Source organism: Marisediminicola sp. LYQ134, from assembly GCF_046599635.1.
In the GTDB taxonomy this organism is placed as follows: Bacteria; Actinomycetota; Actinomycetes; order Actinomycetales; family Microbacteriaceae; genus Marisediminicola.
In genome coordinates this window covers 509,679-521,160 of record NZ_JBKIWP010000002.1, presented here as the reverse complement: position 1 = coordinate 521,160, position 11,482 = coordinate 509,679, and the positions used below count along the sequence as shown (strand labels likewise).

Here is an 11,482-nt window from a genome sequence, read left to right as displayed (position 1 = left end):
TCCGCGTTAACTCGTACTCGCGCGGCTACCGCTCGCGCTCGCGCTGTCGGTTTCTTGTTCGGATTCTGGCGCTGCGGCACGTTCTTCATGTCCACGCTCTACCCACCCTGTTCCTCCTCGCCGCAGTGCACCGAATCGCACTGCTCAACTCCGACGGTGCGGTCCGGGGATGATGACCCGCATCGACCACATTCCATCAATCTCGTGCCCGTTGAGCCAGCTCCAGACCGCACGCGCAGCGACCTCTGGGTGCACGAGCCCGTGCTTGTACACCGGAATGACGTCGGCGGTGTTCCACGGAGCCACGATCTCGACTTGAATGTCTGACTCGCCGGCGATCACCAGGGCGAGCAGTTCGTTGTGGCCAATTCGGCCAAGTTCGGTGAAGACCAGCCCAGACTCTCCGTCAACGACGACCTGCGCCCAGGGGCTTCCGGGCGCCTCATCCGAAACGAAGTACTCCTGTCCGTCTGCGACATGAGCACCCATCAGAGCGCGGACCTGAAACTCGCTGAAGCAGCGCCCGCGGCAGTTCGAGGCGTAGGACCGCCACATGAACTCCTGAGCCGCCGCTACAGGCGCTTCGAGCACTCGCACCTCAGCCAGCAGATCCGCTTGTAGGCGAGACGTTGGCGCAGTGGCAGTCGACACCACCGGATCCACCGAGTGCGACACCGGTAGTGCAGAGCGATCTGGTTCCGAGGTAGCCTGCGGCATCATCGCTCCTGCAACCGGATCAACGGTCGTCCGAGCTCGCCCCCCAGGTTCGACGCGCTCTCTCCCGGCACGAAGGTCCATCTCACGGCGGCAGATGCGGGTCGTCTCGACCTGCAGACCAGACGAGACCACCAGCGCGGACGAACAGATGCCACCAAGATGGGACGGTTACCGGCGCCGAGACCTGCACTGCCGCTCGTGTAGTCGTCTGCGACAGCACTCGTCTCCGCGTTTCGCCCGTTCGCTCGAAGTAGTTCGATCGCGATGTCACGCGCTGCGTGAAGCAGTTGGGCGTCCGAGATGTGTACTAGCGGCGGCGGGTGTGGCGCGCGTCGTAAGTTCTCTTTCACACGCTTGACCGTACGGACGGGCCAAGAAGGGGTCGATACGCTCATGCGCTTTCGTCTCAGGCTCGGCGAATTCACACGAGCGCGACGAGCTCCTCCAGTCGGCGCGTCCGACTCACCGAAAGCGTGCCGCGCCGCCGGTGCCCGAGCTGGCGGTTCAGCCATCGCGCAAGCACGAACTCCTTCTCATCAAACTGAGCTAGCGCGGCGACGGACAACCACGAAGGCGGCGACTTCGCCAGCCCGGAGATGCCACGCATCCTCGGGCAGATCCCCTTTGAAGTAGGGCGAAACGTCGAGGCGCGCGCTGAAAAGCGGCCAGGGTCGTCTCGTGACCGCGCTGGTACGTCGCCCACCCACCAAGATGCCGCTCTTCCTCAGGCACGCTTCCTCGTCTGCGAAAGTTCTCACTCAGGGTCTTGTCGTGGCCTCCGCGTGCCGCCCGCTTTTGCGAAGTAGCGCGATCTCGAGTTCCCGCGCCAGGAGGACGAGCTCGGCATCGGATACGAACATGTTCGTTACTCACTGCCGTCAATGGGGCGCAGGCTGTCCTTCTCGGTGGGCCCCTCCGCGCATGCCGATTGGACCGTCGAGGACTTTGTGACGGCCGGGTCGTCGGTGATTCGAATAATCGTGGCAGTTCGGTGCCAAGTTGCGCCGGACAAGTAGGTCTCGTCGGCGCAGACGAGGTAACCCTGTTGCCCTACGCGCCACCCCTCGTCGAGCTGAGAGATGATTTTCTCCGAGCCAGACCCGAGCGCGTCTTCACCCGGTGCAGGCAATCTCGTCCAGGCCGGACGCCCTTTGAAGTTCATGACATGAATCGTTCCCGAGGCGGTCAGAACGTAGAACGTTGCATTGTCGCGGTCTTGGGGCAGTACATCGAAATCTTGCATGAGATCCTCACCTACTTCGGTCCGGCGCAACCCTTCTAGGGCGTCGGGAGCCGTCAGCGCTCTGCGATGGCGGACATCGAGATGTCGCCAACCACGTGCATCGTCACAGGTTCGACCGTAGGAAGGTCGGTGCACTCAGTCGAGGCGAGACCGCATCGTTGTCGTAGGCTCGGCGAATTCAGCGGTGCGCGATGACCTCCTCTAGACGGCGAGCGCGACTCGACGGCAACGTTCCGCGCCGAAGGCTACCGAGCTGCCTGTTCAACCACCGAGCCAGAGCGAATTCCGCCTGGTCAGCCTGACGCAACGCCGGGAGCCGTCCGCGCTCCATGACGAATTTCACGACTTCGTCGGACTGCCTCCACCAGGCATCCTCGAGCAGATCCCAGGCGAAAACAGGAGAAGCATCGAGGCGCGCACGCTGGAAAGGCGTCAGGTTCGTCTCGTGTCGGCGCTGGTATCGCGCCCATTCTCCGAGATGCCGTTCGTCCTGCGGGACGGTGCTGCGCAGGCGAGAGTTTTCCCTGGGCGTCACGCCCCGCTCAAGCGCCCATGCCTCGTAGGCCAGCAGAGCCTTCGCCCAGTTGAGCGGGCGCCGCATTGCCGCCTGGCCTCCCACGGTTTTGCCAATCGCGGCTGCGCTGGCGAGGACGTACCGCTCCGACTCGACATCATCACCTGCCGTGTCGGACAGCCACGCGGCAACCGCCACATCATGAAGCTCGCGAGCGCGTCGGTGTTCGGATGTGCTGTCGTCCATTGGGGACCTCTCCGGGCCGCCTGTATGGCGGCCTCGGGGAGGTCATGCGCGGACACAACGCGATGTTGAGAAACGACTCGCTCTCGGTACCTTCCCGCCGGATAAAAGCGGTCGGACCAGTCGCCCCGCTCTCAGGTATCGAGTGGCTGCTCCAGCTCGAAACCGCGCATCCGGCCGGCTGCGAGAGCGATCAAGGCCAGCGCGGGCGGCACGATCCCGGCGACGATGAAGATGGTTTCCACCGGAACGATCAACGACAGCGGCCCGGCGACCGCGATCGAGACGGGCATGAACGCGATCGAGACGAAGAAATCGAGGCTAGCGACTCGACCGATCATGTTCGGCGAGACCAGTCGTTGCAGAAGTGTGCCCCAGATCACGACGCCCGCCCCGGTCGCTGCGCCGACGACAAACAATGCGGCCAGCATGATCCACAGGTTGTCGGCCACGCCGAGCACGACGAGGGGAAGTGTTCCGCCGCCCCAGCAGAGGATCATGAACGTGAGATAGCGGCGCGGCAGTTTCAGCGACGAGATGACCAGCGAGCCGGCCGCGCCACCGACCCCGAACGCTGCCAGGAGAATTCCGAAGGTTGCTTCGGCGTCCTCGAACCGGTCGCGGGTGAGGAATGGCAGGAGGACGTCGATCGGCCCTTGGATGATGAGCGCGAGCGATGACCCAAAGATCAGCGTCCAGAGCAGCCAACGAGTGCTGGCGACGTACCGGACGCCCGCACGAAGGTCGCCCCACACGTTGGTCTTCTCTCCTGCCGGTGTGGGCACGGTTGTCTCCTCGTCACGGCTCAGGAAGAGCACGATGACGAATGCGACCGCGTAGGACGCGGCCACGATCACCGCGCCGATCGCGGGGAAGAACGCCCCGACGATGATCCCGCCGAGCGCCGGCCCGAGCCCCTGCCCCATTGAGGGGCGCAACGCGCCTTCAAGACCGTTCGCGGCGAGGAGCTGCTCGGGCGGGAGCACCTGGGGCAGGTAGGCGCTGTAAGCGGGGTAGAAGAACGCGCTGCCCGCCCCCATCGCGAACGAGGCGACGCCGACGTGCCACAGCTCGATTGTCCCGGTGAGGGACAGGGCCGCGACGGCGGCCATCACGACGGCCGTGCATCCCTGCACGGTGATGATGATGCGTCTTTTCGAGAACCGGTCAGCGACGACCCCGCCAAGGATCGAGAACGCGAACAGACCGAGACTCATCCCTGTGGCGACCGCGGAAAGAGCCAGCGGGCTGTCATTGAGAGCGAGTACCTGGAAAACCATGACGATGGTCCACATGCCGGTACCGAACACCTCGATACCGACGGCGGCGAACAGCAGTCGGTAGTCGCGGGTCGCGAGGGGTCGCAGCGCACGGAGGGCGCCAGGGTTCTTCTTGCTCATGCCCGTGCCTCACTCTCAGTCATCGAGCCGAGGCGCAGCGGCGGCCAGTCGTCGACGTCGCCAAGGAGCTGCCGGTCATGGGTGGAGAGCACCACGGCCGCTTCCGTCGCGCCAAGGGCGTCGGTGAGCTCGTCAACGAGCGCGATCGACAGATGGTTGGTGGGCTCATCCAGCAACAGGACGAGTGGTTGCGTCGCAAGTACCATCGCCAGGTCGAGCCGGCGTTGCTGTCCCATCGACAGCTCACCGATGTGTTTGCTCGACTCCCGAGCGCGGAGGAGGCCGAGCTGCGAGAGCCCGACCGCTTCGGAGGCGCTGAGTGTCCCCGCCGCCACGAGGGCGTCGACGTGGGCGGCGTAAACCTCGCTCGCTCGCCGGTGCAGCGGCAGATCAGTCTCCTGTCGCAGGAAGCCGAGACGGGCGCTCTGCGACATCCGCACCGAACCGGTATCGGGGTGCAGCTCGCCCGCGATGACGGCGAGAAGGGTCGATTTACCGGCCCCGTTCGGGCCGGTCACGACGAGACGACCGCGGTGCAAGAGCGAGAACGACACCGGATGCACCAGGCGTCCGGCCACGCTAACGCGATCCGCGCTCAGCAGTACCGCGCCCGTTCTGGTTGGCAGATCGGGGAACCGGAAGTGCTGGGGCGGTTCAGGCACGGTGATGGCGTGCGCTTCGAGCTGTTCCTGACGGCGATGGACGCTTTGCACGAGCCCGCCCGCGCGGGTCGCGCGGCCGTGCTTGTTGGTTCCTTTCTCCGGGCGCCACCCGGAAACGAGGCGGTTCTGCGCGGAGCTGAGACTGTCTTGCAGTCGGGCGTGCTCGGCTTGTTGCCGGTCGTACTCCTGTTCCCACCGTTCCCGTTCGGCCTGCCGGCCTTCGCGATACCCGGCGTACCCGTTCCCGTAAACCCGCACCCGATCGTCAGGAGTCGGGTCCAGGTCGACGATGGTCTCTGCGACGTCGGAGAGCAGTACGCGATCGTGCGTGACGATGACAACCCCGCCGACGCGGGACCGGAGCTGCGCACTCAAGAACTCGAGACCGGATCGGTCGAGGTGGTTTGTCGGTTCGTCAAGCAGCAGGAAGTCATGATCCGCGCCGAGCAGGCACGCCAGGCGCACCCGATACCGCTGCCCCACGGAAAGGTCACCGAGCAGGCGCGTCGGGTCGGTTTCAGCGTCGAGCGCTTCGAGCGCGATCTGCACCCGTCGTTCGGCATCCCACGCAACGACCAGTTCGGCATACTCCAACGCGGCCGTGTAGCGCTCCTCGGCGCCGACCACATGGTCCGAGAGTGCACGAGCGGCGTCGTCAAGGGATGCCAACGCCGCGAGCGGTTCGGTGATCGCTTCCGCGATCGCGTGGCCGACGGTGCGGTCGTCGTCCGCGGACATCTCCTGTTGCGCAACACCGAGTGTTCCGGTGCGCTGCACGGTGCCGGCGTCAGGAGTGAGTGTGCCGTCGAGCACGTGGAGGAGCGTGGACTTGCCGCGCCCGTTCTCCCCGACGATCGCCAGCCGGGAGTCGGGTGTCACGGTGAGGTCGACATGGTTGAGGACGGGGGTAGCTCCGCGCATTACGGATACGTCGGTGGCGATGAGTTGGGCGCGTTGGCGCGCCGGTAGATGGTTGGTGGGGGTGAGCATTTGAATCCTTCGAGACGACGCACCAAAGGGCCCGCGAGAGGCGGGGAGGGTGCGTGGATGACGGCGACCCACGGAGGGTCGGGAACGAGCGGCCGCCGCAGGCTCGGATTACTCAACGAGCGCGGTGGGCCTAACTCAGCCGTCAGAGGAAGTACAAATGCACCCGTCGATCGTACGGGGCCGTCGCAGCGTCTCGCAAATGACGGATGGATACTCGCTACGGGTCGCAGCTCCGGAGGATGCGCCCGACGTGGGCGCTGACCCATTCCGAATCGAGCGGTCGAGTGCGAAGCAGCCAGCGGTAGAAGATCGGTCCGACGAACAGCTCCGCGACGTCGCCGGATGCAGGCACTCCGGCCTCATCGAGCCGAGCGGAGATAGCGCTCAGTTGAGGCCCCAGCAGCAGCTCTCGGTACTGCGCGGCAAGAGCAGCGTCCGATTGCAGGTCGGCCGTGACGGCGCGCAGCAAAGCCTCCTCGATCGGGTCTGTCAGCTCCGCGATCATTCCGGTCGCCAGAGCCAGGAGGTCGGTCGCCAGATCGCCAGAGTTCGGCACCACTACGCGGCCGCTCTCGTCGGCGCTGCGCGCCAGGAGCGCATCGAAAAGGACGGCTCCGATCGATGGCCACGAGCGGTAGACGGTCTGCTTGCTGACGCCCGCTCGCGCTGCGATGCCCTCCATCGTGAGCGCCCCGGTCGCGCTCTCCCCGAGTGCCAGCGAGAGCGCGGCTGCATGCACCTTCGTGCGGGTTCGGTCGCGGGCCATGCTCCATACGATACCCGAGCAAACGAGACGGTGCGTCCAGTTTTGAGGTACGATCGGTCTATGACTTCACCGCAGACCTGGATGATCACTGGAGCCAACCGCGGCCTAGGCCGCGCCCTCGTTGACGCCGCCCTGGAAGCCGGGCACACCGTCATCGCTACCGTCAGGGGAGAGAGCGCGCTACCCGAACGCGATCGCCTGAGGGTGCTGAATCTCGACGTGCGGGATCGCTCGGCGGCACAGGCCACAGTGCTGCGCGCGGCCGACATGCTCGGAAGAATCGACGTGCTCGTGAACAACGCCGGCTATGGCCTCATTGGCGCGATCGAGGAGGCGACCGAGGAGGACGCCCGCGCGATCGTCGACACGAATCTGCTCGGCCCGCTCTGGCTGAGCCAAGCCGTGATTCCCGTCATGCGACGCCAAGGCGCCGGGCACATTGTCCAGATTTCCAGCGTGGGCGCGGTCGGCACGATGCCGATGCTCGGGCTCTACAACTCCACCAAGTGGGGACTGGAAGCGTTCAGCGAGGCAATGGCCGGGGAGGTCGAGCGCTTCGGTATCCGCGTATCCCTGATCGAGCCAGGAGCCCTCGATACCGACTGGGCTGGCGGCAGCATGCGATTCAGCTCACCGCTAGACGCCTACAAAGCGCAGCGGATCGAGATGTTCGGGACAGCGGAGGTTCCCTGGCCGCCAGGGGGAGAATCGGCCGGCGGAACTGCCCCACGCGACGCCGCGACAGCAATCCTCGAACGGGTGGCCGCAGCGGATGACCGACGACTCCGGGTGCTCATCGGTGACGACGCTCCCGAGCAGGTTCGGCAGGCACTCGATCTACGCCAGCAGGACTACACGCGCGATCCCCGCTTCGCGGGCACGGCCCAATAACGATCAGTTTCGAGCGATTGCGGGAACCTACAAAGAGATGCTGGCAACGGGCACGACTCATCGACGCGGTACTGTTCGCAAGCAACGACTCTTAAAGGACGACGATGAGCATTGCATTCCTGCTGACAACCCTTGTGGTGGTTGCCACCCCCGGCACGGGAGCGGTGTTCTCCATCGCCGCCGGCCTCTCCCGTGGCACCAAGGCCGGGATCGTGGCTGCGTTCGGCTGCACGCTCGGCGTGGTCCCTCACATGGTTGCCGCAATCACGGGGCTTGCCGCAATCCTGAATGCCTCCGCGATCGCGTTCCAGACGATCAAGTGGCTCGGCGTCGCGTATCTGCTCTACCTGGCGTGGAAAACCTTCCGCGACAAGTCGCTGATTGACGTTGACGCCAGCGCCGCTCCGGCGTCGTTCTGGTCGGTGATCCGCACCGCGATTCTGATCAACCTCCTCAACCCGAAGCTGACGATCTTCTTCTTCGCATTCCTGCCCCAGTTCGTGCCCGCGGGCGAGGCGAACGGCACCTGGCACATGGTCGGGCTGAGCCTGGTCTTTATGGCGCTGACGTTCGTCGTGTTCGCTCTCTACGGGGTGTTCGCCGCGACGATGCGTAACCAGGTCATCACCCGCCCGAAGGTCATGGCGTGGCTGCGCCGCACCTTCGCCGCGACGTACATCCTGCTCGCTGGCCGCCTCGCCCTCGAAACCCGATAGCCGTCCGATGCAGTTCAGCCATGATCCGGCGATGCGCGCCGAATTCCCGCAGCTCGACGTCGCCACGCTCACCCTCGACGGCGTGACCGGCACCGCGGACGTCGCCGCCACCGCGGCACCGTTTCTCGAGCGGGCTTCCGCGCGCCTCGCAGAACGGCCGGAGAGCGAAATTCCCGAGATAGCGGCCTGGCGACGCACCTTCAGGCAGATGGGTTTGAAACCCACCCAATACCGGTGCGCGTCGGAGGCGCTGCTGCGCCGCTTCAAGAAGGACGGAGAGTTGCCTATCCGCTCGTCGACCTCTGTAACGCCATGTCCGTCGCCTACGCGATCCCGGTCGCGGTGTTCGACCTCGACCAAGTGACCGGCGATCTGACCGTCATCCACGCGGCAGGCACCGAGACCTACCAGCGCTTCGGCGGAACGACCGAGACGCCCGAGCCCGCCGAAGTGATCTTCTGAGACGACGCCGGCAACGCCCACGCCCGCCGATGGACAAACCGGCAGAGCGCCCTCTCAGCCATCCGGCCCGACACTCGCCGCGCCCTCATCGTGAGCGAAGCACTCCACGACACCTCGGCCGCCGACGTCGACGCGCTACGAACCGAATTGGCCGGAGCACTCGCGGAGCACTGGTAGACGGACCGAAACTCGGCCCCGAAACCAATCGTCCCGTCACCGGGTTTCGACACGGCACACGTTTGTGGGCCCGCTAAAGCGCCCCCTGCGAGAAGCCCCCGCAATCGATAGTTCGCGGGACGCTGCATCAGTATTCATGGCGGTGTCCTCACCAAACGCTGAGGCGCTCACGATCCTTCTTTCCCTCACGTCGCCTATTCGTGTGCGCGAGCTGTCTTGGGTAGCAGCAACATGACCACCGCCGTCAGGAGGTAGATGCCGGCGGAGATAAGGAGGACCGTGCCCAGCGCTGGTCCGAACGCTGCGAGCCCGCGGCCGCCGGCCTGCTGCACAAGGGTGAAGAAGGTTGTGGTGAGGGTCGCGATGCCAACTGCCCCTCCAATCTGGATGACCGTCGATAGCACGCCCCCCGCCGCCCCTGCGGTGCGTCCCGGGACTCCGGCGAGGACGACGTTGACAAGGATGGGCACGACGAGCCCGAGCCCCAGCCCGCCGACGAAGAGCCCGCCGGCCAGCGGCCAGTATCCGGGATCGGCACCGTCGTGCACCACAGCCCACAGGATGACGTAGGACGCGGCGACGACGACGGAACCGCTCACCAGCAGCGCTCGTCCGGCGCGCGCTGCAAGCGCAACGCCAACTCCCGAGGTGACCATCGAGCCGAGCGCGTAGGGCAGGATCACCAATCCGGTGTCGAGGGCTGTGCGGCCACCCGCGTCCTGCAGGTAGACCGACAGCATCAGGAACAGCGAGCCGATTCCCGAGAAGAACAGCAGTGCGGCGATCAGTCCGGCGGTGAACGAGCGGTTTCGCAGCAGGGCGGGGTCGAAGACGGGTTCGCCTTCGCCACGCACGATGCGCCGCTCCACGATCATGAACACGCCGAGCACGCCCACGCCGGCCGCGAGCAGCAGCCAGCTGTGCACGCCCCAACCCCAGGACGTGGTTTGGATCAGCGGCAGCAGGATGAGGAGGACGCCGCCTGCGGCAAGCAGTACGCCTGCGACGTCAATCAAAGCACGCCTGTCCGACTTGGACTCCGGCAGCACCTTGATGCCGATCAGCAGTGCCGCGAGGCAGATCGGGATGTTGATCCAGAAGATGCTGCGCCAGCCGAGACCGAAGAGATCGGCCGAGACCAGCAGGCCGCCGAGCAGTGGACCGGCCACCGAAGCAAGCCCCTGCACTGCCCCGTAGGCACCGAATGCCTTGGCACGCTGGGCTGGGGGGAACGAGCCCTGGATGATGCCGAACACCTGCGGCACCATGACACCGGCCGCGAGGCCCTGCAACGCTCGGAACGCGACGAGCATGTTGGGATCTGCGGCTGTGGCGCAGAGTGCTGACGTCACTCCGAAAGCGGCGAGACCGATGAGGAAGATGCGCTTGCGGCCGAGTGCGTCGCCGAGTCTGCCGCCGGTGATGAGACCGGCGCCGAGTGCCAGGGTGTACGCGGCGATGATCCACTGCAACTGCGATGAAGTGGCGCCGATGGACGCTTCGATGGCTGGGGCGGCGACGACGACGATCGTGCCGTCGACGAGATCGATGAACGATCCGAAGAGGACCACGAGTAGCGGCAGAGTGGTCCTTGCCGACGGGGACGTCGGGGCGGGTGTTGCGGTGGGCTGATTCGACATGGTCGACACTCTGACGACACATCCGGCCTTCGAGTGGCCACTATTTGTGCTGTGATCGAGCATGGCAACCACGTCTGCTCGCGCGCTGCGGCTCCTGTCCATCCTCAGCGGAGGCGCGACGGTCGCATCGAGCGAGCTGACGGCGAAGCTCGAGGTCGCTGAACGGACGGTCCGTCGGGACGTGGAGACTCTGCGCGGCCTTGGATACGAGATCGAGGCGATCACTGGCGCCGGTGGCGGCTACCGCATGCGCGGTGGCTCTCGGCTCCCCCCGATGCTGTTCGATGAGGACCAGGTAGTTGCGATCGCTCTCGCCTTGCAGACGGTGCCGGGCGTGCTCGACGGGATTGCCGACTCCAGTGCTCGAGCCCTCCGCACCGTCCGGCAGGTGATGCCCGAGCGGCTGCAATTCGAGTCCGACGCCTTCACCGTCACATCCGTGGCCAACTCCTGGGAGTTCGCCGCGCCGCCGATTGACGCCAGCGTGGTTCGGGACGTCGGCGCGGCCATCCGCCGCAGACACGTGCTGCGCGCCACGTATGCATCAGACGAGGAGGGGCGACCCCTCCAGCTCCGAGTCGAGCCGCACCGCATGGTCGTGTGGGCGGGGCGGTGGTACCTGCTTGCCTACGACCTCCACAGGGAGTCCTGGAGGGTGCTCCGTCTCGACCGCCTGAGCGCCAAGCCCCCGACCTACGTCTCATTCGGCGAACGCCCGCTTCCCGACGGGGACCCGGAGAACTTCGTCAAGCGCACCTACGATCGTGGGGACACGCTCGCGGGATGGCCCTGTCAGGGCTCTGTCGTGCTCGACGTACCGCCCGGGATCACGGCCGAGTTCGCCCCAGGGGGCGCAGTCGTCGAACGCGTCAACGACGGCCGCTCCCGCCTTCGCATGGGGGCATGGTCCTGGACCGGACTTGCCGGCCTGTACATCACCTTCGCGGCAGACATGCACGACGTGGAACCGGCCGAGCTCAGCGAGGCACTCGATCGTGTACGGCGTCGGCTCGGACGCATCACGGCCAGCGAACGACCATAGTGGCCACTCGAAGGCCGGT

12 protein-coding genes are annotated in these 11,482 nt (G+C 65.8%); 5 read left to right on the top strand and 7 right to left on the bottom strand.

Going from position 1 to position 11,482, the window contains the following annotated elements; genetic code table 11:
* Window positions 1-144: 144 nt before the first annotated feature.
* From ACLHIH_RS11080 to ACLHIH_RS11055, 6 genes are all read right to left on the bottom strand, one after another.
* A complete protein-coding gene (locus tag ACLHIH_RS11080) occupies window positions 145-651 on the bottom strand; it encodes a hypothetical protein (RefSeq protein ID WP_411316872.1) in 507 nt (168 codons plus the stop codon).
* Between the two features lie 931 nt (window positions 652-1,582).
* Window positions 1,583-1,960, bottom strand: coding sequence for a hypothetical protein (locus ACLHIH_RS11075; RefSeq protein ID WP_411316871.1), 378 nt, complete (start codon window positions 1,958-1,960; stop codon window positions 1,583-1,585).
* Between the two features lie 178 nt (window positions 1,961-2,138).
* Window positions 2,139-2,720, bottom strand: coding sequence for a helicase associated domain-containing protein (locus ACLHIH_RS11070; RefSeq protein WP_411316870.1), 582 nt, complete (start codon window positions 2,718-2,720; stop codon window positions 2,139-2,141).
* A gap of 131 nt (window positions 2,721-2,851) precedes the next feature.
* The gene (locus tag ACLHIH_RS11065) at window positions 2,852-4,117 is read right to left on the bottom strand and encodes an MFS transporter (protein ID WP_411316869.1); all 1,266 of its coding nucleotides are present in this window, start codon (window positions 4,115-4,117) and stop codon (window positions 2,852-2,854) included.
* Entirely contained in the window at window positions 4,114-5,769 is a 1,656-nt protein-coding gene (locus tag ACLHIH_RS11060; protein WP_411316868.1) for an ABC-F family ATP-binding cassette domain-containing protein, read from the bottom strand. The genes ACLHIH_RS11065 and ACLHIH_RS11060 overlap by 4 nt, the downstream gene beginning before the upstream one ends.
* Window positions 5,770-5,986: 217 nt before the next feature.
* The gene (locus ACLHIH_RS11055; protein ID WP_411316867.1) at window positions 5,987-6,535 is read right to left on the bottom strand and encodes a TetR/AcrR family transcriptional regulator C-terminal ligand-binding domain-containing protein; all 549 of its coding nucleotides are present in this window, start codon (window positions 6,533-6,535) and stop codon (window positions 5,987-5,989) included.
* A gap of 60 nt (window positions 6,536-6,595) precedes the next feature.
* Between ACLHIH_RS11055 and ACLHIH_RS11050 the strand changes: the two genes are divergently transcribed.
* From ACLHIH_RS11050 to ACLHIH_RS11035, 4 genes are all read left to right on the top strand, one after another.
* Window positions 6,596-7,426, top strand: coding sequence for an SDR family NAD(P)-dependent oxidoreductase (locus ACLHIH_RS11050; RefSeq protein ID WP_411316866.1), 831 nt, complete (start codon window positions 6,596-6,598; stop codon window positions 7,424-7,426).
* 104 nt (window positions 7,427-7,530) lie between these two features.
* Window positions 7,531-8,142, top strand: coding sequence for a LysE family translocator (locus ACLHIH_RS11045; RefSeq protein ID WP_411316865.1), 612 nt, complete (start codon window positions 7,531-7,533; stop codon window positions 8,140-8,142).
* Between the two features lie 7 nt (window positions 8,143-8,149).
* A complete protein-coding gene (locus tag ACLHIH_RS11040) occupies window positions 8,150-8,506 on the top strand; it encodes a hypothetical protein (RefSeq protein WP_411316864.1) in 357 nt (118 codons plus the stop codon).
* Entirely contained in the window at window positions 8,455-8,604 is a 150-nt protein-coding gene (locus ACLHIH_RS11035) for a hypothetical protein (RefSeq protein WP_411316863.1), read from the top strand. The genes ACLHIH_RS11040 and ACLHIH_RS11035 overlap by 52 nt, the downstream gene beginning before the upstream one ends.
* A gap of 371 nt (window positions 8,605-8,975) precedes the next feature.
* On the opposite strand, the gene ACLHIH_RS11030 is transcribed toward ACLHIH_RS11035, so the two are convergent.
* Window positions 8,976-10,352 carry an MFS transporter gene (locus ACLHIH_RS11030; protein ID WP_411316862.1) on the bottom strand — a complete coding sequence of 459 codons (1,377 nt, stop codon included), beginning with the start codon at window positions 10,350-10,352 and terminating at the stop codon, window positions 8,976-8,978.
* A gap of 130 nt (window positions 10,353-10,482) precedes the next feature.
* Here ACLHIH_RS11030 and ACLHIH_RS11025 point away from each other — a divergent pair, with 130 nt between their 5' ends.
* Complete coding sequence (locus tag ACLHIH_RS11025) at window positions 10,483-11,463, top strand: helix-turn-helix transcriptional regulator (protein ID WP_411316861.1); 981 nt, start codon at window positions 10,483-10,485, stop codon at window positions 11,461-11,463.
* The last annotated feature ends 19 nt before the right edge of the window (window positions 11,464-11,482 follow it).